Source organism: Desulfotignum phosphitoxidans DSM 13687 (assembly GCF_000350545.1).
GTDB lineage: Bacteria > Desulfobacterota > Desulfobacteria > Desulfobacterales > Desulfobacteraceae > Desulfotignum > Desulfotignum phosphitoxidans.
In genome coordinates, this window is the sequence record NZ_APJX01000005.1 from 227,056 (window position 1) to 248,884 (window position 21,829).

Annotated in this window: 17 protein-coding genes; 2 read left to right on the forward strand and 15 right to left on the reverse strand. The window is 49.1% G+C overall.

The annotated features are described in order from the left end of the window. Window positions 1-15: 15 nt before the first annotated feature. Genes DPO_RS23995 through DPO_RS12950 form a run of 6 tightly spaced genes read right to left on the reverse strand, consistent with a single transcriptional unit; the run spans window position 16 to window position 8,197 of the window. Window positions 16-507: a regulatory protein RecX gene (locus DPO_RS23995; protein ID WP_006966414.1), complete on the reverse strand. Its 492-nt coding sequence runs from the start codon at window positions 505-507 to the stop codon at window positions 16-18. Then, window positions 494-1,261, reverse strand: a complete 768-nt coding sequence (locus DPO_RS24000; protein WP_006966420.1) for an acyl-[acyl-carrier-protein] thioesterase — start codon at window positions 1,259-1,261, stop codon at window positions 494-496. Before DPO_RS24000 ends, DPO_RS23995 begins: the two co-directional genes overlap by 14 nt. Window position 1,262: 1 nt before the next feature. Further along, a complete protein-coding gene (locus DPO_RS12935) occupies window positions 1,263-4,481 on the reverse strand; it encodes an AsmA-like C-terminal domain-containing protein (RefSeq protein WP_006966422.1) in 3,219 nt (1,072 codons plus the stop codon). Then, a complete protein-coding gene (locus DPO_RS12940) occupies window positions 4,475-6,517 on the reverse strand; it encodes a carboxy terminal-processing peptidase (RefSeq protein WP_236609958.1) in 2,043 nt (680 codons plus the stop codon). The genes DPO_RS12935 and DPO_RS12940 overlap by 7 nt, the downstream gene beginning before the upstream one ends. A 16-nt stretch (window positions 6,518-6,533) precedes the next feature. Then, window positions 6,534-7,403 carry a ribosome biogenesis GTPase YlqF gene (gene ylqF / locus DPO_RS12945; RefSeq protein WP_006966426.1) on the reverse strand — a complete coding sequence of 290 codons (870 nt, stop codon included), beginning with the start codon at window positions 7,401-7,403 and terminating at the stop codon, window positions 6,534-6,536. Window positions 7,404-7,432: 29 nt separating this feature from the next. Further along, entirely contained in the window at window positions 7,433-8,197 is a 765-nt protein-coding gene (locus tag DPO_RS12950; RefSeq protein WP_006966428.1) for an inositol monophosphatase family protein, read from the reverse strand. 164 nt (window positions 8,198-8,361) lie between these two features. On the opposite strand from DPO_RS12950, the gene DPO_RS12955 reads away from it, so the two are divergent. Continuing rightward, window positions 8,362-9,468, forward strand: coding sequence for a lytic transglycosylase domain-containing protein (locus tag DPO_RS12955; protein ID WP_006966430.1), 1,107 nt, complete (start codon window positions 8,362-8,364; stop codon window positions 9,466-9,468). A gap of 265 nt (window positions 9,469-9,733) precedes the next feature. On the opposite strand, the gene DPO_RS12960 is transcribed toward DPO_RS12955, so the two are convergent. Together DPO_RS12960 and guaA are read right to left on the reverse strand one after the other, a co-directional pair. Next, on the reverse strand, window positions 9,734-10,630 hold the full coding sequence (locus tag DPO_RS12960; RefSeq protein ID WP_006966434.1) for a coiled-coil domain-containing protein: 897 nt from the start codon (window positions 10,628-10,630) through the stop codon (window positions 9,734-9,736). Between the two features lie 48 nt (window positions 10,631-10,678). Further along, window positions 10,679-12,208, reverse strand: a complete 1,530-nt coding sequence (gene guaA / locus DPO_RS12965) for a glutamine-hydrolyzing GMP synthase (RefSeq protein WP_006966435.1) — start codon at window positions 12,206-12,208, stop codon at window positions 10,679-10,681. A gap of 176 nt (window positions 12,209-12,384) precedes the next feature. Here guaA and efp point away from each other — a divergent pair, with 176 nt between their 5' ends. Further along, complete coding sequence (efp, locus tag DPO_RS12970) at window positions 12,385-12,948, forward strand: elongation factor P (RefSeq protein WP_006966436.1); 564 nt, start codon at window positions 12,385-12,387, stop codon at window positions 12,946-12,948. Window positions 12,949-12,960: 12 nt separating this feature from the next. On the opposite strand, the gene topA is transcribed toward efp, so the two are convergent. The 7 genes from topA to DPO_RS13005 all read right to left on the reverse strand — a co-directional run bounded on the left by topA (window position 12,961) and on the right by DPO_RS13005 (window position 21,826). After that, the gene (gene topA / locus DPO_RS12975; protein WP_006966437.1) at window positions 12,961-15,225 is read right to left on the reverse strand and encodes a type I DNA topoisomerase; all 2,265 of its coding nucleotides are present in this window, start codon (window positions 15,223-15,225) and stop codon (window positions 12,961-12,963) included. A gap of 11 nt (window positions 15,226-15,236) precedes the next feature. Then, window positions 15,237-16,361 carry a DNA-processing protein DprA gene (gene dprA, locus DPO_RS12980; protein ID WP_006966439.1) on the reverse strand — a complete coding sequence of 375 codons (1,125 nt, stop codon included), beginning with the start codon at window positions 16,359-16,361 and terminating at the stop codon, window positions 15,237-15,239. A 40-nt stretch (window positions 16,362-16,401) separates the two neighbouring features. Beyond that, window positions 16,402-17,445 carry a protein translocase subunit SecF gene (secF, locus tag DPO_RS12985; protein ID WP_006966441.1) on the reverse strand — a complete coding sequence of 348 codons (1,044 nt, stop codon included), beginning with the start codon at window positions 17,443-17,445 and terminating at the stop codon, window positions 16,402-16,404. Window positions 17,446-17,458: 13 nt separating this feature from the next. Further along, complete coding sequence (gene secD / locus DPO_RS12990; protein WP_006966443.1) at window positions 17,459-19,027, reverse strand: protein translocase subunit SecD; 1,569 nt, start codon at window positions 19,025-19,027, stop codon at window positions 17,459-17,461. Between the two features lie 24 nt (window positions 19,028-19,051). Next, window positions 19,052-19,393 carry a preprotein translocase subunit YajC gene (gene yajC / locus DPO_RS12995; protein ID WP_040011888.1) on the reverse strand — a complete coding sequence of 114 codons (342 nt, stop codon included), beginning with the start codon at window positions 19,391-19,393 and terminating at the stop codon, window positions 19,052-19,054. A gap of 37 nt (window positions 19,394-19,430) precedes the next feature. Beyond that, window positions 19,431-20,282, reverse strand: a complete 852-nt coding sequence (locus DPO_RS13000) for a hypothetical protein (protein ID WP_006966446.1) — start codon at window positions 20,280-20,282, stop codon at window positions 19,431-19,433. A gap of 77 nt (window positions 20,283-20,359) precedes the next feature. Continuing rightward, window positions 20,360-21,826 (reverse strand): Rne/Rng family ribonuclease, encoded by a 1,467-nt coding sequence (locus DPO_RS13005; protein WP_006966448.1) that lies wholly within the window; start codon window positions 21,824-21,826, stop codon window positions 20,360-20,362. Between the last annotated feature and the right edge of the window lie 3 nt (window positions 21,827-21,829).

Consider the following 21,829-nt stretch of genomic DNA (forward strand, 5'->3'; position numbering starts at 1 on the left):
CAAACCAAAGCCTCTTCAACCGCTAAAATCCGCATCTTTGGCGACCTGTTCCCAGGCAAACCGGATCGCTTCATAATTGAAACCTCTGTAACGCAGATAATTAAACGCTTTTTTTTGCCGGGTTTCCGGGTCCAGATGATGCCATCTTTGATATCTGGCGGCCAGCGCTGTGACCGCCATCTGCATATCATCATATGAGTCAAGCAGATCGCTGATGATTTGGGAGCGGATGCCTTTTTGTCTGAGTTCCCGGGTAAGCGCGAACTTTGATTTGGGTTGGTTTCTTTTTCGGTTTTCAATAAAGATCCGGGCGAATTCTTCATCATTCAGATACCGGTATTGCTTCAACCGGTCAATGACAGTAGAGATGTGTGCCGGATCCTGACTTTTTTTTGCCAGATATCCGGTCATTTCCCCGACACTGCGGGGTCGGATGGCCAGATAGCGCAACGCGGTCTGAAACAGCTTTTCTTCCTGGGGATCCGGCGTGTCGTCAAACAGGGACATGGGGATTGGGTTTCCAGGTCAAAGTAAGCACAGCCAGTGTTTCATCGCCGGATTCATCAAAAATACCGTGTCGGGTTGTCACCGGGTCTGTGTGATCTGATACACAGGTTTTAACCGACACCGTTCCCGGGTAGAACGTTTCTTTGAGAAAATTGATCACCAGAGTCACCGGCACATGATTAAACAGCCAGGGCATGGGCAGGGTTTCAAGCGCCCAGGTTGCGTAAGTCGTGTTGTTCACATGCTGGTTCAGGTCCAGATCATGGATTCGGACAGGAAACTGCGCTTCATGATCCCACCGGACGAAATCAAACGTGTTGGCCCATAGATCCGGCGGTGTGCCGGTCTGGGTCATCAACTCCGGGGGCATATGATAAGACAGCCTGACCGGCCGGGTGTTTGCCGCTTTGACCATGACCCAGACCGACAATGCCTGGATGTGAGGAACACCGTCCGGAGAAAGCATTTCAAACTGACGGATTTCATACAGGTTTTTCCAGGGAAACCGCCAGGTTCTCAATTCATAGGGACCCGGCCATTGCAGCGGCTGATTCACCCGGATCTGGTACCGGGAAATCACCCATTTCAACTGGTTTTGTGCCAGATCAAATCCGCTGACCCCCATCTGATGCGCATGAATACCGGCTGCATCCTGAAAAACAGACAGCAGCCGATCCATGCGGACATGGTTGTTGGCGCCCATCACTGAATAGGGTACAAGCATTTTTTGGGAAAATATCGGTTCAAAAGACATATCAGGGCGTTCTTTCAAACAATCGAATCGGTGATGTCAATAAAGAGGTGAACATATTGATCAATCCTTCTCCCACGGCTGAAGGGTGCAAAGGTGTTATGACCGGATCATCGATGGCACCGGTGGCTTTTGCCGGAAATGACACCAGACGGCCGCTCAGGATGGTATTGACTACCGGAATGAATTGCACAAGGGTGTCAATGGTTTTAAAGGGTGCCACCAGACAGGTCAGATCCAGCTGGTTTTCAAACGGATGGATGTCGCCTGTAAAAAAAAGGGCCATGTTTTCCGCATCAATCACCGCTTTTTCCAGATGAATGGTGCCGTTTTTCATTTGTGCGTTCACCTGAATACTGCGATACCGGAACCCTTCCTGGCGGATATCCGGCAGTTTCAAAATATTTAATACTGACAGCAGCCGGGACAACAATGTCATTTTATGAATCTGCCCTTTTTCGGATTCAAATGAAATGTCTCCGGTGAGATCAGTATGAAGGGTTTTCACGGATCCGGTTCCGGCCAAATTGGCATTCAAAGCGTATCCCCCATTCATCAGGTCTATTCCCGGATAAAAACAGGAGAGCAGGGTGGCGACATTCTCTTGGTTTGACGCGCTAATCTTTAAATCCGTCTTCGTTTGAAGATCAGGTGATGTCAGATCCAGGCGCATCCGGCCGGAAATATCAGCACCACAGAAATCCCCAGTGAGCAACTGAATGTCTGGGTGTTGCTTTTTTCCTGTGACGATTGCCGTCACATGGGAAAACTCAAATGTTTGATAAGCCACCTGATCCGCCTGGATATGCAGATTTTTTCGGGAGAACTGAAAAGGGGTGCCTGAGAAAGAAGCGCTTCCCAGAAGTGATATCAAGGTGTCCAGTTGAATAAACCGAGCGCTGATGTGCAGGTTGTCATCTGGATCTGCAACGATTTCCACCGGCTGTCCCCGGGTCAGAGACATCAGACGCTGGTGCAGCAACGTATTTTCGTCCATCACGATATCCAGGGTCCGGGTATCCAGAGTTCCTTTAAACCGGATTTGTGTGAATTCCGGGTGCCGGGTGAACAGAATTTCAGCATCGGTCAACGGTTTATTTTCAAGCGCCATCCGCTCAGGTGTCAGATCACCTGGCCCTGTACCGGTCAATTGAACAAAAAAATCAATGTTCGGCGCCAGTTCCGCTTTCCCGGACACGGACATCTGTTTGTCATGCATCTGGACGCTGCCGGATTTAATCCACAAGGGCAGGGCGATACCGGCCGTATATGCCGGGGAAACTAGGTCGGACAACCAGTCCAGGCCGGTGATTTTCGCGGACAGATCAGAAATGTCCATTGCGTTTTCAGACACGTCAAACGCACCGGACATCTGATTAATTTCATGGGGTCTGGAAGAAATTCCGATCCGGATATCCTGACCTGTGCCCGCAATATTGAATTCACCCTGATTTAATTCAAACATCGGGCCTTTATAGTGGAGGCGGCTGACAATCAGTTGTCCGGACATATCTGTCACCGGTTCCATGCGGGAACGGACCGGTTTCCATAACGACAGTTTCGGCCAGATTTCCTGAATGTCAAGGTCCAGGCCCCTGGCAGTCAGATCCAGCAAAGGGGTTTCATCCAGCATGACCTTGGCCGACACGTCAGTGACAAGGCTTTCACCGATATTTCCGGACAATCCGCTGATCCGGATCTGGTTATTTTCATAAACAAACATCCCTTGGGAAATCGTCAGGGGAAAGGGAATCCGATCATAAAATCCGGTCGCTGAAAACGGTTTTGTGGTCACTGAAACCAACAGATCCGGTTGATCGTTTTCAACGGCCAGGGTCAACCGGGCATCTGCCTGTCCCTTCAGGTCTTTCACCCGGGCCATTTCCCTGGCCAGCGTTGAATCCGGCAACAGGCGGATCAACACAGCCGGCACTTCAGCCAGGTTCACATCCAGATCAAATTCACCGGTAAACGGCACATGGGATGAATGCAACAGATCAATGGTCAGCCGTCCCTGATGAATCATCGAGTGATCAATGCGGCCGTTTTCAGCCGCAATGATCAGCTTGCCGTCCGACACCTGGGCTTTACCCTCCACATCATCGGCCATCAAAAGCGTTTCCGGTATTTGTATCTGCGAATTTCGGGCGTCTCCTTCCAGAATCAGATGCCGGGGATCAAACAGCGTATTCCAGGATGCTGCGTGAAATCCCACAGAAACGTCATTGGCCGTACCTTTTCGTAATATGTCAAACAACGGTTTCACCACCTGATTCTCCGGTGCCAAAGCCAGGGTCGCTTCCCGGGCCTGGGCAATGTCTATGTGATGGCCTGTGAAGGTCAATGCGGTTTCATTTCGGGTCCGGCTGTTTGAAAATGCCATGGCCACCTGTGCGGACGGATATGCCAATTGGGTGGGGTCAATATGAAAAGAGACCTGATCCGGTAAATAGGAAAAATGCATCTGCACCTGGGAGCCTGAGATGGAAGCAGGAGTCAGCCGGTGTGAAGCGATGTCAAACCGGTCCAGCGAAAGGTCGCCGGATATTCCGGTGTCAGGATTCAGCCGGACATGCAGGCGGGCGGTTTCTGATGCCAGCTGATCCATCAGAAAATCCGGAGCTGAGAAAAACCGGGCCAGCCAGTCTTTTGTCACATGAAGGTCTTTAATCTGTGTGTCAAACTGCATGGTCTCATCGGTTTTGGAAATCCACAGACTGCCATTGAGTGCTGAAAACTGCTGGGTGCTTGTATTTTCCAGATGAATCTGTAACTGGTTTTCACTGTCCGGAAGCAGGGCGAATACCTGTTGGATCTGCTGTTTGGGAAATTGAAAATCAAGGGGGGCATGAAATGTCAAACCGGTTTTGTTTTCACCCGGCAGGGTTTGGATACTCAAGTCCTTTAAAAAAATGCCGGAAATCTCTATTTTTCGTTTCAACAGCGCACTCAGGTCCAAATCCAGGCGAACGGCATCCACAGACAATTCAATTTCCCGGGTCAAGGGCAATTTCACGCCGTCAACCTGAATCCCGGGCTGGGGTGTCAACAGAAAAGTCACCTGATCCGGATCGATTTCAGTGTTGACCTGGTTTTCAATGTGATTCACGATCCAGGGCTTGACAAAAGGCGAGTTGAGAATCGGACCCAGCAAAAGAAATGCCATCAGAACCGCTGCCGTCAGTACGCCAGCGGTATATAGACAAATTCGTCTGACTACCATGCATACCCCTGCTGTCGGGTCAAAAGGATCATGTCTGCCATGATTTTTTCAGCCTGCTGCAAAAGGATCTCTTTATACCGGTTCAAAACAGGTTCCTGATCTTCCAGGGTGCGGATGGGATCTTTGCCCAGGGCGGTCAGATATTCATTTTCAATTTCGATTTCAGTTTGCTGATCCATGATTCTTTGTTCTTTTCGGGCATTGATATCCAGGGGCAGACGAATTTTTCTCTCCTGTTTTGATGTCCATGCCAGGCGCTTTTCAAGATAAACCATACCGGGATCCTGAAGGCTGCGCTGTTGAAATTCATGCATCAAAGACGTATACAAAGGCGTCAAAGACCGGTATGCCTGGAATGGAATCTGAGGAATGGTATCCCAGGGCAGGGCCCCGTCCAAAGAACTTTCTCCGGTATCTTCGGATTTGTAGACTTTGGGAAATAAAATATGCGGTATCACGCCCCGGTGCTGGGTGCTTTTACCGGAAACCCGGTAAAATTTGGCGGATGTGAGCTTGAGTTTGCCGTCTCCCAACGGTTTGAGTTCCTGAACCGTGCCTTTACCGAAACTCTGGGTTCCCACGATGATTCCCCGCTGGTAATCTTTGATGGCACCGGCAAAAATTTCCGAGGCTGACGCACTCATTCGATTGATCAATACCAGCAACGGCCCGGTATACTGGATTTCCGGGTCTTCGTCATAAAGCCGGGTCATCTGCTGTTTGGTGCGGATCTGTACCGTGGGCCCGGAGGTAAGAAAAAGCCCGGTCAGATCACTGGCTTCTTTGAGGGCACCGCCGCCGTTGTCCCGCAAGTCGATGATCAGACCGTCAATGTTTTCTTCGGCCAGTTCAAACAGCAATTTTTTCACATCTGAAGTGGTGCTTTTATACTGGGAATCTCCTCTGTGATAAGCCTCGAAATCAATATAGAAATTCGGGATTTCAATGATTCCGATTTTATAGTTTCTCTTGCCTGAAACCACGGTTTTTATCTGTTTTTGGGCGGATTGTTCCTCCAGTTTTACCGTGTCTCTCATAATGCTGACAATGGTGGTGGCATCACTTTTTTTGGCAGGAATGATTTTAAGACGGACAAACGTGTTTTTCGGACCCCGGATCAACTTGACCACTTCATCGATCCGCAGACCGATGGTATCTTTGATTTCACCGGTTTCCCCCTGACCCACTCCGATAATCTTGTCTCCGGGCATCAACTGGCTGGATTTGTCCGCCGGCCCCTTGGGAACCAGGCTGACGACCTTGGTATATTCATATTCAGTCTGGAGCACGGCCCCGATCCCTTCCAAAGAAAGCCGCATATGGATATCAAAATCTTCCGATACCCGGGGCGGAAAATACTGGGTATGGGGATCAAAGCTTTCGGTGACGCAGTTCATGACCAGTTGAAATACATCATCTGTGGTGGTCTGGGACAACCGGGTCTGGCGGGTGGTATAAATTTTTTCCAGGGTTTGTGACACATCCGTCTGGGTGTTATGGTCATCGAGCGTCAGCGTGATGATGTGATGGATCAGTTCTTTTTCCCACAAAGTGCGCAAATCATCCTCGCTGGGTTGCCAGGGCCGCTGTTCACCGTCCACCACCAGAAAATCCCGGGAATTGAGAGACAGAAAAGAGTCTGGTTTTTCCAGCAGATCCAGAATATATGCATACCGTTCCGCGGCCCGGCGATGGTGCAGATTGTAAATCTCATATGCGCTTCTCAGGTTGCCGCGCCTCAGGTCTGTGTCAAATTTTTGACGGTATTTTTCCAGTTCTTGCAGATCGGGTCGGGTCAGCAGGTGCCGGGATGGATCCAGGTATTTGATATACCGATCAAAGATCTGTTCAGACAGAGTATCATCCAGTTTTTTCCCTAAGTAATGATAACGCTCAAGCGCGGAAACAATCCGGATGCACTGAATGGCATGATTTCTTTCAGGGGCCAGACGGACCGGTTGGGCGGACACGGTGGGGTGCCATACCAGCACCAGCAGGATCAGCAGGATCAACAGGGGAATCATCCTGTTTTTCAAGCAGGAATCCAAGGGATTATTCAAAGGTCGGGTCACTGTTTTTTTCCTTATCATCAGATGTGTCAAACGGGGTTTCAACACTGATTTTTCCAATTTTACCGGATCTGAAATCCTGAATCAGGACGGTGGCGGCTTTATGATAATCAATTTGCCCTTTGGCTTTCAAACACCCTCTGGCAGCACCGATTTGTTCCAGCAACCCGGCTTCATCGTCAGGTATTGGATCCAGGAACGGGTACCGGGCCTTCAGTTGTTCCGGATAGCGGCTTAGAAGCAGTCCGGCGGCAAACCAGGCAATGTCCTGAAAATCCAGTGCAGCATCTGAAATAGCGCCTGTGACAGCCAGGGCATAAGCCCGTTGAGGCGGTTCAATCACGGGCCACAGGACCCCGGGGGTATCGTACAGATCAATATTGTTTGGTAAACTGGTCCGCTGCTGATGCCGGGTGATGGCCGGTGTGTTACCGGTTTTGGCGATTTTTTTTCCAACCAGGGTGTTCAGAAATGTGGATTTTCCGGTATTGGGGATACCGACCACCATGATTTTTCGTTTTCTGGCCCGATTGCAGGACACCCCTTCTATGGCGTATTCCAGGGCACGAACTGCCTGGGACTTGTCCGTGGCATTGATGGCAATGGCCCGGGCATTGCCGTGTTTTAAAAAATAGGTCAGCCATTGCTCCGTCACCCGGGGATCGGCCAGGTCGATTTTATTGAGAATTTTCACCCGCCGGGCGTTGCGGCTGATTTTATCCATCCAGGGATTCTCACTGGCCACCGGTATCCGGGCATCCAGCATCTCCATAATCACATCTGCTTTGGCTGCCGACTGGTGCAACCATTTTTTTGTTTCCAGCATATGGCCGGGGAACCACTGAATGGTCATAAAAAATTATTCCTCTGTCACATCAAAGGTCATGACGTCAATTGCGATCTTAAAATGTCCGCCAATACCGGATTGGCAGCCACAATGCCTTTTTCCGGAAAATCCGGGCCTCCCGTGAAATCCGTGACCTCGCCTTGTGCCTCGGTTACCATCAGGATTCCTGCGGCCACATCATAGACATTCAAATTCATTTCCCAGAACCCGTCCACTTTACCGGCCGCCACATAACACAGGTCGATGGCAGCGGAACCGCAGCGCCGGATATCTCTCAACTGTGGGACAATCCGGTTGAAATGGACCAGATTGTTGTTTTTTTTGCCGGCACGCAGACATGCAAACCCGGTGGCCATCACCGCATCCGTCAACGTGGTGGTGGCAGAGACCTGAATGGGATGATCGTTCAACCAGGCCCCCTGGTTTTTGCGGGCATGAAACAACTGACCCAGGGCCGGGGCATATACGGCCCCTAAAATAATTTCCTGCTTTTTTTTCAAAGCAATGCTGATGGCATAATAGGGCTGTCCATGAAAAAATGAGGTGGTGCCGTCAATGGGATCGATGATCCAGCAATAGTCACTGTCCGTGAGCATCTGGCCGGTTTCTTCGCCCCAGATTCCATGATCCGGAAACCGGGATTGGATCTCTTGAATCAGAAACGCTTCCACCTGCCTGTCCGTGGCGGTGACCAGGTCTTTTCGGGTTTTGAATTCAAGGGACTGCAACGTGAGTTGTCCCTGTTCCGCCAGACAGAGGTCGCCTGCTTTAACAATCAATTCTTTTAAAAAGGAATGCATGGTGTTTTTGTTACCCTTATATCAATTTTGGCAGATTATGGCATATCAGAAATACTTTGAAAAGGCAACTTCCAGGCATTGACATCACACGGGGTGAATTGACTTTTCAGATCCGTTCTGACAAGATGATTAAACGGTCAACATCATTTATCTGTGAGGTGAACATGCGATATTTTTCAGCCATCTGTCTGATCTGGATTCTTTTGGGGATGGGAGGTATGGTCCCGGATTCATTTTCCTTAGAGACTCAGGAGATGGATGCCGATGTGGAACCGATCCCTTCTTTGATCCAGAGTATCCGGTTCCCGGATTCACTTGAATTTTGCGGTATACCCATTCCCATGGAAGATCCCATGGTGAAAGCGGCCATGGAAAAAGAAATGCTCTTGATTTTGTGGAACCGTCCCCAGGTGATTTTGTGGATGAAACGGGCGGCTCAGCTTTTTCCCCATATCCAGAAGATTCTGGCCGAAGAACAGATGCCCGACGATCTGAAATATGTACCGGTCATTGAAAGCGCGCTCAGACCCCATGCCAGATCCTTTGCCCATGCCGTGGGATACTGGCAGTTTCTCAAGTCCACCGGCCTGAAATATGGCCTGAAAATTAACGATCAGGTGGATGAACGGCGAAATATCTTTAAATCCACCCGGGCGGCCTGTCTGTATCTGAAAAAACTGACAACGGAATTTGGATCCGTTTTTCTGGCCCTGGCCGCCTATAATATGGGCGAACATGGCCTGGCAGTGGAAATCGATGCCCAGCAGACCCACAACTATTTTGACTTGTACCTGCCCCTTGAAACCCAGCAGTATCTGTTTAAAATCATTGCAGCCAAACTGATCCTGGATCAACCGGAAAAATATGGGTTTCATCTGAATCCTGACGACCTGTACCCTCCGCTGGATCTGGCTGCCCTGGATGTCACGCTGCAAAAAGAGGTGCCCATACTGATCATTGCCAGAGCAGCGGATATTTCGTATAAAACCTTTAAAGAACTGAATCCGGATATCCGGGGATATTATCTGTCACCGGGTTCGATTGTAATCCAGGTGCCGGCGGACAACGCACCCGGTTTTCACACCCGGTTTACCGAACTTATCGCAAAGTGGCAGAAAACCTCACCTGTCCGGATCCACGTGGTCAAACCCGGGGAAAGTCTGATAGGTATCGCCCAAGCCAATCAGATGTCGCTGGCTGAATTGCTGCGGTTGAACAAAATGTCCTACAAAAAAGTGATCCATCCGGGGGACCGGTTGAAAGTCAGATAACGGCGGGATCTGCTGGATCTGAAGAAAAAGACCGGTTTTTTTTGGGGGTTTTCTGCTGCTTTTTCAAACAGATCAGATCTTCGCGAATAATGGCGCAAAGCTTTGGATTGTGCAGTTCTCTACACGTAGTATGATTGTAAAGAGGGCACTCGGGGTGTTGTTTGGACATAACGGCCAGTTGTCCTTGTATTCATTTATGTGATCCTGATATTTGGCCTGAGTATACCCCAATTGTTCAAATAATTCAATGCGATTCAAAAAAAGATCATTGTGTCAGGGTTTCTTCCGAGATGCTGTCCGGAATCTGAAGCGGGGGAGATTTGATCCGGTTTTCCAGATTTTTCAGCGTTTGGTTGACATTGTTCTGAAGTTCGGTCAATCGCCGGTCGACCTCTTTTCGGGTCATGAACTGATTTTCCAGTTCTTTGTGTTGTTTTTCCAAAAGGCTCACCTGTTTTCGAAGCTGTTCCAGGTCAAGACGCTTGTCGTCCAATTGTTCCTGAAGAGAAATCAGCCCCTGCCTCTGGGTCTGAAGGGATGCCACTTCCTGTTTCAAGGCCTGAAAAGATGTCATTTCCTGTTTCAGGGTCCGGACCTTTTTTTCAAATTGAGCCTGGTTTTCATCCATGGCAGAACGCAACGATGAATTGATCCGTTCCAGTTCCGCCAGATTGGCCTGATCCTGGTCGGCATTGTTCTGGATCCGGCGATCCTGTCGGGCCAGCTGATCTCCCAGTTTTGCCGATTCTGCATCCAGTGCCGAGACATCGGCCTTGGATGCTGCCAGTTTTCCCAGCTGCTGCTCCAGAGAATCGGTTTTTTGTTCCATTAACGGCAGTTTCTCTTCCAGATCAAACCGGTTTTTGGCAATGCGGATGTCCAGGGCGTTCATTTTCTCTTCCATCTGACGGGACAGTTGCTCCACCCGGTTATTTTTGGCCGTATCCACATCCAAGACCTGGTCTTTCATGTCCAGGTAGATGAAAAACAAAACCGCACCAATGAGGATCGGCAGAATAATGGTGATAATGGTTACCCGGGTGGATAATTTGTCTATTTTCAGTGCATTGCGATCCTTTTGGTACAAGGCGGGCGAGGGCAAGGTATCCGGATCCTCTTGGGGAAGATCCGATGCATCGGTCCTATAGTCTTTCAGGCTCATCAGATCCGTACCTCTTTGATTTTCCTGGTTTCTGAAACATGGGCCTGCCTATTCCCATTCAATGGTGCCCGGCGGTTTGGAGGTGATATCGTATACCACGCGATTGATGTCTTCCACCTCATTGATCATCCGATTGGAAATTTTTCCCAGCAGATCATGGGGCAGTCTGGCCCAGTCTGCGGTCATGGCATCGTTGCTGGTCACCGCCCGAATGGCCACGCAATGGGCAAACGTTCTTTTGTCTCCCATGACACCCACGCTTTTGATGGGTAACAGCACGGCAAACGACTGCCATAATTTGCGGTAAAGACCGGCTTTCCGGATTTCTTCCAACAAAATTACATCGGTCTGTCTTAATATATCCAGGCGCTTTGCGGTGATTTCGCCCATGATGCGGATGGCCAGTCCGGGACCGGGAAAAGGCTGGCGCCAGACCAGGTCTTCATGAATGCCCAAAGCCAGGCCCAGTTTTCTGACCTCGTCCTTGAACAGCAGCTGCAGCGGTTCGATAAGCTTGAGTTGCATTTTTTCCGGCAGCCCTCCCACATTGTGATGGGATTTAATAATGGACGTAGGGCCTCCAAAAGCGGACTTGGATTCAATGATATCCGGATACAGGGTGCCTTGTCCCAGAAATGCGGCCCCCGGAATTTTGCGGGCCTCGGCTTCAAAGACCTTGATAAATTCATTGCCGATAATTTTTCGTTTGGTTTCCGGATCCGTGACCCCTTTGAGGGCATCCAGAAACGTTTGTGCCGCATCCACAAACCGGATATTCATGTCCAGGTTGTTGCCGAGCCGTTTTTCCAGCTGGGTTTTTTCATTGTGCCGCAACAGACCGTTGTCCACAAAAATACAGTGCAGGTTTTTACCGATAGCTTTGTGGATCAGGGTGGCGGCCACGGATGAATCTACCCCGCCAGAAAGCCCCATGATCACTTTTTTGTCTTTAACCGCATCTTTGATCTGTTCAATGGCTCCTTCTGAAAAAGAGTCCATGGTCCAGTTTTTTTCACATCTGCAGACATCAAACAAAAAATGTTTGATCATCAATGATCCGTTGATGGAATGTTCCACTTCCGGATGAAACTGAAGCCCGTAAAATTGTTTTTCAGGATGCGCCACGGCCGCAATCGGCGTGTTTTCCGTTGCAGCCGTCACTTCAAATCCCTCCGGCAGGGTTCCGGCGGAATCTCCATGGCTCATCCAGCACTGAAATTCCGAGGGCATATCCTTGAACAACAACGAGTCCGATTTGATCTGCAATCGGGCAAATCCGTATTCTCTTTTTTTTGCCCGACGGATCTCTCCACCCAGGGCATGGATCATGGAATGCATCCCATAGCAGATCCCCAACACCGGCACCCCTAAGTCAAACAGGGATTTGTCCACGGCAGGGCTGTCTTTTTCATAAATACTGGACGGCCCGCCGGACAGAATAATGCCTTTGGGATTCAGGGCCTTGATCCGGTCAATGGGGATATTTGCCGGCTCCACCTGGCAGTAAACATTATGTTCCCTGACCCGTCTGGCAATCAGCTGATTGAACTGGGAACCGAAATCAATGACAACAATCATGGTTTTGTTTTTCCTCATGAATAAAATTTTCTAAATCATAATTTTTCCTATAAATCGCTTTAAAATGCAAGGTGTTTTTATCTGGATCTTGCCATAAGATCCTTATTATGCTTTATTAGCCCCATCACAATCACAAAATTTACAACCCAATTAATAAACGGACAGGAGAAACAGGCATGTATTTAGCATCTGATTTAAGAAAAGGATTAAAATTCGAAATCGACGGCGAACCCTATATCATTGTCGACTTTGAGTTTAAAAAACCCGGGAAAGGCCAGTCTTTGTATAAATGCAAACTCAAGAACATGATTACCGGGTCTCAGTTTGAAAGAACTTACCGGTCGGGTGACAAGTTTGAGAAAGCAGACCTGGAAGAACAGGAAATGGAATATTTGTATGCGACCAAAGATTCCTTTTGTTTCATGAACACCAGCAATTATGAACAGATTTTTCTGACCCGGGATCAGCTGGAAGATGTGATCGATCTGTTGAAAGAAAACACGGTTTGCACCGTGTTGCTGCACAACCAGAAACCCATTGGCGTGACCCTTCCCAATTTCATCAACCTGACCATCACCAAAACCGAACCCTGGGCCAAGGGAGACACCGCAACGGGCAGCACCAAACCCGCCACCCTGGAGACCGGGTTTGAGGTGCAGGTTCCGCCGTTTGTGGATGAAGGACAGATGGTTAAAATCGATACCCGTACCAAAACGTATGTGGAACGGGTCAATGCATGATCTGAAAGCAGACTATACTTTTTCCTTATATCCGCATCCGGAAGTGTTGCACTTGAGGAACCGGCCGTCCCGCTTGGTTTCTTTTTCCACCAGAAACAATGCCTTGCATTGGGGACAGGGTTTGGCCACGGGTTTGTCCCAGCTGGCAAACTTACAATCCGGATACCGGGAACATCCGTAAAAAACTTTACCGCGTTTGGATCTTTTTTCAACAATCCGGCCTGAACATCCGGGCTCCGGGCAGTCGACCCCGATATCTTTGTTGTCATTTTCAGACATCACCGATTCCGTGTGCGTACATTCCGGATATCCGGTACAGGCCAGAAACAACCCGAACCGGCCGTCTTTCTGAACCATGGGTTTGCCGCATTTGGGGCAGTCCTTGACCGGAGTATCATCCACCTGTTTTTCGACAATAACGATCTGACCTTTCTCGTCCCGGGTGTAATTGCTGGTGAACGTGCAGTCCGGATAGGCGGAGCATGCCAGGAAATGCCCGTTTTTCCCTATTTTGATATGCAGCGGCTGTCCGCAGGAGGGACAGGAAAGTTCAGTCTTGATCCCCACACCCTTGACGCTGACCATCTGCTCTTTGGCTTTTTCAAGGGTTTGACTGAAATCATCGTAAAACCGGGAGAGCAATTCCACTTCATCCAAACTACCGCTCTCCACGTTGTCCAGGTTGGTTTCCATCTGGGCCGTGAATGAGATATCCAGCAGATCGGGAAACGATGCCACCAGCAGATCGTTGACAATAAATCCGAGTTCACTGGGATAAAAATAGCGTTTCACCAGTTCCACATATCCTTTGTCCTGGATCACGCTGATAATGGAGGCATACGTGCTGGGCCGGCCAATGCCGTTTTTTTCCAGTTCCTTGACCAGCGATGCTTCGGAAAACCGGGGCAAAGGTTTGGTAAAATGCTGTTTGGGATTTATTTTTTCACATGTCAGCCATTCTTTTTCCTCAACCTGGGGAAGGGTCTGGATGTCGTTTTCTGATTTGGTTTCCCGGGTATCATACAACGCCATGAAACCACTGAATTTCACCGTGGAACCGCTCACGGAAAACAGGTAATCCCCTGCTTTGATGAGAATGGCTTTCTGATCGATCACTGCCCGGGCCATCTGGGACGCCACAAACCGTTTCCAGATCAGGTCATACAAGGCATACTGATCATCGGTCAAATGGGCCTTGATTTTATCGGGAACATTGAACACCGATGTGGGGCGAATGGCCTCATGGGCGTCCTGGGCCTTGTTTTTATTTTTAAAATAACGGGGCTTGGCCATGGCATATTCCTTGCCATAGGTCTGGGTCACCAGGGACAGGGCCTCCTGGGCCGCTTCCGGCGCGATCCTTGTGGAATCGGTACGCATATAGGTAATCAACCCCTCGGGCCCGCCCGTACCGATGTCAATGCCTTCATACAACTGCTGGGCCACCACCATGGTTTTTTTGGCGGAAAACCGCAATCGATTGATAGCATCCTGCTGCAGTTTGCTGGTGATAAACGGGGGCAATGGATTGCGCTTCACTGTTTTGTTCTTGATTTCATCCACCTGAAACCGGGCTGTTTGAAGATCCGCAACAATTTTTCGGGCCTGGGTCTCATTCTGGATCTTGGCTTTTTTCTGGCGGATTTTTACCAGGGCCGCGTTAAAACCGGGCGGGACCTGGGCCATCAAGTCCGCGGTGATGGTCCAGTATTCTTCCGGGACAAAACTGCGGATCTCCCGTTCCCGGTCACAGATAATTTTCACGGCCACGGACTGGACCCGGCCGGCACTCAACCCCCGCTGGATTTTCTGCCACAGCAAGGGAGAGATCTGATATCCCACCAGCCGGTCCAGCTTCCGCCGGGCCTGCTGGGCATTGTATTTGTCTTCGTCGGGTTCCAGTGGTTTTTTCAAGGCATCTTCAATGCCTTTTTTGGTGAGTTCATGGATGAGGACCCGGTGAAACCGGCGGTCCTTTTTTTTCAGAATATCCATGATATGAAACGCAATCGCCTCACCTTCACGGTCCGGGTCAGGCGCCAGGTAAATATCATCACAGTCTTTGGCAATTTTTTTCAACTGGGAGATGACATTGGTTTTGTCTTTGATATTGACATATTCGGCTGTAAAATTGTTTTCCACATCAATCCCCAGCTTTTTCACGGGCAAATCCCGGATATGACCGGAACTGGCAGCCACTTGAAAATCTTTTCCCACATATTTTTTCAACGTTTTAATTTTGGTCGGGGATTCGACAATGATAAGCGGTTTAGCCAAAACAACTCCTTTTATGATAACGAAAAATAATTGCCGGGATGATGCGTGATCTGTCCCATCAATTCAAGTTCCAGTAAAATGGCAGATACCGCATCACTGGGCATCCGGCTGATTTCAATAATCTGGTCAATATGCTGGGGATAGGCATCCAGAATCTGTAAAATATGTTTTTTGTCACCATCCAGTTCCAGGGACGCATCCGGTTTTTCAGAAGCGTTTTTACGGGGTAATTTTGATGCCGGTTCCACATGAACCAGATGAGATAATTCCTCCATCACATCAGTTTCATTTTCCACCAGTTTGGCTCCCTGTTTCAATAAAAAATGGGTTCCCTGGCTTTTTTGTGACGCAATGCTTCCCGGGACTGCAAACACTTCCCGGTTATACTCCGCCGCCAGCCTGGCAGTAATCAATGAACCGCTTTTTCTGGCGGCTTCCACCACAATGGTTCCGCAGGACAGACCGGCTATGATCCGGTTTCTGACAGGAAAATGATACGGAAACGGGTTTGTGTCAAGTTTAAATTCCGAGAACACGGCACCGCGTTCCTGAATTTTATGAAACAACGCCTTGTTTTCCCGGGGATAAATATTGTTCAGGCCGGACCCCAGCACGGCAATGGTTTTCCCGGTGCTGTCCAGGGCGCCTTCATGGGCGGCCGTATCAATGCCCCTGGCCATGCCGCTGACAATGCAGAATCCTTTTTCCGCCAGTTTAAATGCCAGACGTCTGGCTGTGGAGATGCCGTAGCTGGACGCAGCCCGGGACCCCACGATGGCAATACAGGGAATATCCGGTTCCCAGACACCTGAACAGGTCAGCAATGCCGGTGGATCAGGAATGTTTTTCAGAAATACAGGGAATCGTTCATCATGGATCGTCAGAATGGAAAACCCCTGATCCAGGGTTTTTTGCAGCTCTTTTTTGGCAGCCGCCATCCAGGGTTTGAGATGTCTGATTCCGGCAATGGTTTTATGATGAATACCGGGAATATTTACCAGAGTGTCAGAATCGGCTGAAAGAACCTGCTCCGGGCCGCCAAAGGCCCGGAGCAGGCGAACATACATCTGGTGTCCCACACCGGGAACTTCTCTTAGAATAAACCAGGGCAGGTATTTGTCAGCATCCGAAATCATTCCAAATCAAAAGACGGGCTGATTTTTTTTAACATAGATATCATCCATTTATCCGTTTTAAAGATGCAAAAAGAACAATGGGTGTTGCCACAAAAATGGATGAATAGGTCCCGATCACCACGCCCACGATCATGGCAAAGGCAAAATTGTGAATGATTTCACCACCCAGAAAAAACAATGCCAGCAGGACAATCAAGGTGGTGACAGACGTTAAAAGGGTCCGGGACAAAGTCTGGTTGATGCTCTGGTTGAAAAGGGCCGGCAATCCGGTTTTATCGGATTCTCCTTTAATATTTTCTCGGATTCTGTCAAACACGATGATGGTATCGTTCAGGGAGTACCCGATAATGGTCAACAAAGCCGCAATAATCGGCAAGGAAAAATCCATGTCAAATATGCAGAAAATGCCGACCGTGATAAACACATCATGAATCAGGGCAATCATGGCGCCCATGGCATATTTGAGCCGAAGCCGCCAGAAAAGGGCTAAAGACACCACCAGGGCTCCGGTGATCAATATCGGCATACTGACATTGAACACAGACAAAAAATAAACCGCGGCCATCATGGCCCCGGCAGTGACACCGGACAGAATCCATTTGAGTTCAAACCGACCGGAAATATAGATGGTAATGAACAGCAAAGAATAAAAAATGGCCAGAAGGGCCTGTTTTTTCAGGTCATCTCCCACTTGAGGACCGACCATTTCCATGCGCCGGATTTCAGGCGCGATTCCGGTTCCTTTTTCAATGGCGGCTGAAACCGCCTGGGCCAGCCCAGTGCCTTCAGAACCGGTATTGGCTGTCCGGATCAAAAACTCATGGGTATCGCCTTCACCGAAATCCTGAACAGACAAATCTTTGAGATTCAATCCGGCCAGGCTGTCCCGCACCTGTCCGATGGAAACGTCCTGGTTGAACTTGACCTGGACCAATGCGCCGCCGGCAAAATCAATGCCGTAATTAGGACCTTTATGGATGACCAGGCCGATGATACTGGCCAGGATCAGCAGGCCGGAAAAAACCATTGCGATTTTTCGTTTTCCCAGAAAGTCGATATTGATATCAGACTTGATCAGCTGCATAATGACAATTCCTTTATATGCTCAATGATGAGGTGGTTTTTTTCTGCAAGACAAGATCGAAAATGGATCTGGACAAAACCAGGGCCGTGAACAGGCTGGCAACGATCCCCAGCCCCAAAGTCACGGCAAACCCCTTGACCGGGCCGGTGCCGAATTGAAACAGCACGATGGCCGCGATCAATGTGGTGACATTGGCATCTAAAATGGTCAGCGCAGCTCTGTCAAAACCGGCATGCACCGCAGCAGCCGCGGTCTTACCCCACCGGAGCTCTTCTCTGATCCGCTCATAAATAATCACGTTGGCATCCACGGCCATACCGATCGTCAGAATGATTCCGGCAATGCCCGGAAGGGTCAGCGTCGCCTGAAAAGCAGCCAGTCCCCCGCCGATGAGAATGATATTCAATATCAGGGCCAGGTTGGCGATCAACCCGGATTTCCGGTAATAGATCGTCATGAACAAAAGAATCAATACCCCGCCCACCAGCATGGATATCATGCCCATGCGGATGGAATCCGCCCCCAGGGTCGGTCCGACGGTTCTTTCTTCTATGATGGTCACGGGTGCGGGTAATGAACCGGCCCGCAGGGCAATGGCCAGGTCCTTGGCTTCGTTCATGGTGAAATTACCGGTGATCACGGCTTTTCCCCCGGCGATCCGGTCCTGGATCACCGGTGCGGAGTACACGGTGTTGTCCAGAATGATGGCCAGGCGTTTTTTGATATTTTCCCCGGTGATCCGGTCAAAAATATGGGCCCCTTTGCGGTTGAATTCAATACCGACCTGGGGTTGCTGAAACTGGTCAAACTCTACCCTGGCATTGACCAGCAGACTGCCGTCCAGCAGCACCTGTTTTTTGATGACATGGGGAATTTCAGTGGTGTTTCCGGTAGCCGGGTCTGTTCTCTTTTCGTACAAAAGCATGCTTCCCACAGGCAGATTCCCTTTAAGGGCTGCGTCAATCCCGGCATCTTCATCCACCAGCTGAAAGGTCAACTGGGCGGTTTTTCCGATCAGATCTTTGGCGCGGTCCGGATCATTGATCCCGGGTAACTGGAGAAGAATGCGGTTCTTACCTTGAATCCGGATATCCGGTTCGCTGACACCGAATTCATCGATCCGGTTCCGAATGGTTTCCAGGGCCTGATCCGTGGCCATCTTTCGAATCATATCCATTTCATCTTCAGGCAGTTTCAGCTGAAATCCGATGGATCCATCCTGAACCCCAGCACTTGTCACTTTCAGGTTTGAAAACTCTTTGGAAATGATCTGCTCAAACGCAGCCTTGGATTCCTGATCCGGCAGTTGTGCCACCAGCATGTTGCCCTGGCGGCTGACACCCTGATGCAGGATGTTGTCTTGGCGCAGTTCCTTTTTGATTTCATCGGCTGTCCGTTCAAGCTCCGCTTCCACGGCCTTGATGTTCTGGACTTCGAGCACCAGATGCATTCCGCCTTGCAGATCCAGTCCCAGGTTGATCTTTTTATGGGGCCAGGTGTTTGTAAATGTTGGCAATAACCAGATAATGGCAGCCAGAATGACAATGAGGACCAATCCGTGCTTTAAGGTAAGTAGTTTCAATCTTCAAGCTCCAGCACAAAAGGATTATTTTTTTTCGGATTTGACGGCGGTTTCACTTTCTGAAACCATGGCTGCCACATTTCCTCGGGACACTTTGATTTTGACTTTTTCGGCAATTTCAAGACCGATACTGGTATCATCAATGGAAGTGATGGTACCGAAAATTCCGCCGGAAGTGATAATCCGGTTTCCTTTTTTCAGATTTGAAATCATTTCCCGGTGCTCTTTGGCTTTTTTCTGCTGGGGACGAATCAGAAGAAAATAAAAAATGGCAAAAAGAATAATAATGGGCAGAAATCCGGCCAAACCGCCGGCTGCCTGTCCTTCAGTGGCTCCCATTGCAAATGCTGTACTAATCAAGGTCATTCCTCCTTACATTTAAATAAACGTATCAAGTTAAAAATCAGGCTTCTGGAGCTGGAATCCAGAGCGTTTTTCCATCGAATCGAATCTGATCGATCTGATTCACATCAATTTCCGAGAGCAGTTCAAACACCTCATCCATATTGTAGATGACCAGTTTGCTCAGGGGTTTTATCAGATCAATATCCGTCACAATTTCTTCTTCCAGAACATTGTAGATAATGACCAGAATTTCAGAAAATTTCAGAATTTTTCCGATCCCTGATGAATATCCGGCAGCTGTGGGTTCATCTGCATCATATGCCACATGGATGTCTTGGGATGCATAATATTCTTTCAATACATTGAAATGAATATTCCAGATATTGTCGCCGGGCTGGACCACATATATGCCATATCTGTGCATCTGTTCCACTTCGGTTTGTTCAAATTCCGTAATGCGGGATTCATGAATTTCCTTTTTTTCGGCATAGTTTTTTTCTAAAATGTCCTGCATGGATATGGTATGATCACCCATTTTAAAAGATTCATCAGACAGGATTACCATATCCAGACTTTTTTCCATACCCATTTCCTGCAATCTTTTTTTCATCAACCGGTCAAAATCTGAATCTATTTTCAGATCCTTGTAATCAAAGGCCGGGGATTTCACAATCTGTTTTTCCACCACACCGGGTCGGGTCTGTATCAAAGGGTCGGTTGCGGCGCCTTGCAGGTCTGCCGCGGGTTCCGCTATTTCTGTTTTATTCTTCTCCAAACCAGAAGGCCCGTTGGTATCCGATACCGGATCTGTGCCACGGGTTAAAAACAGATACGCGCCAATCAAAAGACCGGCCACAATGATCATGCCGATGGCTATCACTAATTTATGATTCGATCCGGCTTGCCTCATGTGTTATCCTTCGCGCATATCGGGTTGTTTTAGATACACAAAACAGGGACGGATGTCAAGAATCGCCCAACGGTTAATTATTGGGCGTTGCCGGTAATCCGGCTCTGGCCCGGGACCAGTTCCGCATCGATTTCAATGGCAATGGAAACCTCCCGCTTGGTTTCGATTTCAAGAAGGTCCTCTCGTTTTTTGTTAAGAAGATAGTACGCCACTTCCCGGGGCAGACACACATGGAACTGTTTGTTTTCCGGTTTCAGGGTTTTCAGATTCAATTGACGCATCACCGCGAGTCCCTGGGTTTCCACAGACGGAATCTGCCCCCGGCCGTTACAGTGACGGCAGGTTTCATAGCTGCCGTAGGTGATGGAGTGCCGGATGCGCTGTCTGGACATTTCCAGCAGCCCGAAGGTGGTGACGCCTCCGACCTTTGTTTTGGCCTTGTCTGCCTTTAAATTTTTTTTCAGACATTTGGTGATATCCGCCTTATGCCGTCTTTCCCGCATATCGATGAAATCCACCACAATAAGACCGCCCATATCCCTGAGCCGCAATTGTCTGGCCACCTCTTCGGCCGCCTCCATGTTGGTATGATAAGCCGTTTCTTCAATGTTTTTGCGCTTGGTGGATTTGCCGGAATTCACGTCTATGGATACCAGTGCTTCGGTCTGCTCGATCACCAGAAATCCGCCGGATTTCAGCGGCACGTCCCTTTTGAATATGGAGGCAATCTGTTCTTCCAGCTGATATTTGGTAAAAATGGGTTTTTCCCCTTTGAACAGTTTGACAATTTTTTTCTGTTTAGGGGCGATCATGGCCATGAATTCCTTGACTTCCCGATAGATGTCCGGGTTGTCAATCAAAATTTCAGTGATGTCCGTGGTAAAATAATCTCTTAAAGAGCGCACAGCCAGGTTCTGCTCCTTATAAAGCAAAGACGGTGCCGGGTTGTCAATGGCCAGTTTGTCGATATTTTTCCACATCCGCATCAGATATTTCAAGTCAGCGGTCAGCTGGGTTTTAGTGGAATCCTTGCCCGCAGTTCTCACAATCATGCCGAACCCTTCCGGAATATCCATGGATTTCAGCACACTGGCCAGCCGTTTCCTCTCATCTTCTTCGCTGATTTTCCGGGACACGCCTTTGGTGGTGCTGCCGGGCATGAGTACTGCCAGACGGCCGGGCAGGGAGATAAAGGTGGTCAGCATGGCCCCTTTCTGGCTGATGGGATCTTTGACCACCTGGACGATGAGCTCCTGGCCTTTTTTAATCAGATTGAACAGTGCTTTGTCCCGGGATTCCACGTCCTGAAAATAGTCGGGATGGATTTCGTTTTTCTGCAAAAATCCATTTTTTTCCGCCCCATAATCCACAAAAACCGCCTGAAGACTTTGTTCCACCCGGGTGACAACCCCTTTGTAAATGTTGCCCTGGGTCACTTCCCTGGCCCGGGTTTCAATGTGAAACTGGTCCAGTTTGCTGTCTATGACAGCTGCAATCCGGCTGACATCCGGGTCCATTGCATTGATCAGAATTTTTCTTGTCATGAT

What these genes read in the sequence shown, in the direction of transcription:
- DPO_RS23995 (WP_006966414.1), bottom strand. Translation starts at nt 507, where the DNA reads ATGTCCCTGTTTGACGACACGCCGGATCCCCAGGAAGAAAAGCTGTTT.
- DPO_RS24000 (WP_006966420.1), bottom strand. Translation starts at nt 1,261, where the DNA reads ATGTCTTTTGAACCGATATTTTCCCAAAAAATGCTTGTACCCTATTCA.
- DPO_RS12935 (WP_006966422.1), bottom strand. Translation starts at nt 4,481, where the DNA reads ATGGTAGTCAGACGAATTTGTCTATATACCGCTGGCGTACTGACGGCA.
- ylqF (WP_006966426.1), bottom strand. Translation starts at nt 7,403, where the DNA reads ATGACCATTCAGTGGTTCCCCGGCCATATGCTGGAAACAAAAAAATGG.
- DPO_RS12950 (WP_006966428.1), bottom strand. Translation starts at nt 8,197, where the DNA reads ATGCATTCCTTTTTAAAAGAATTGATTGTTAAAGCAGGCGACCTCTGT.
- DPO_RS12955 (WP_006966430.1), top strand. Translation starts at nt 8,362, where the DNA reads ATGCGATATTTTTCAGCCATCTGTCTGATCTGGATTCTTTTGGGGATG.
- DPO_RS12960 (WP_006966434.1), bottom strand. Translation starts at nt 10,630, where the DNA reads ATGAGCCTGAAAGACTATAGGACCGATGCATCGGATCTTCCCCAAGAG.
- guaA (WP_006966435.1), bottom strand. Translation starts at nt 12,208, where the DNA reads ATGATTGTTGTCATTGATTTCGGTTCCCAGTTCAATCAGCTGATTGCC.
- efp (WP_006966436.1), top strand. Translation starts at nt 12,385, where the DNA reads ATGTATTTAGCATCTGATTTAAGAAAAGGATTAAAATTCGAAATCGAC.
- dprA (WP_006966439.1), bottom strand. Translation starts at nt 16,361, where the DNA reads ATGATTTCGGATGCTGACAAATACCTGCCCTGGTTTATTCTAAGAGAA.
- secF (WP_006966441.1), bottom strand. Translation starts at nt 17,445, where the DNA reads ATGCAGCTGATCAAGTCTGATATCAATATCGACTTTCTGGGAAAACGA.
- yajC (WP_040011888.1), bottom strand. Translation starts at nt 19,393, where the DNA reads ATGACCTTGATTAGTACAGCATTTGCAATGGGAGCCACTGAAGGACAG.
- DPO_RS13000 (WP_006966446.1), bottom strand. Translation starts at nt 20,282, where the DNA reads ATGAGGCAAGCCGGATCGAATCATAAATTAGTGATAGCCATCGGCATG.
- DPO_RS13005 (WP_006966448.1), bottom strand. Translation starts at nt 21,826, where the DNA reads ATGACAAGAAAAATTCTGATCAATGCAATGGACCCGGATGTCAGCCGG.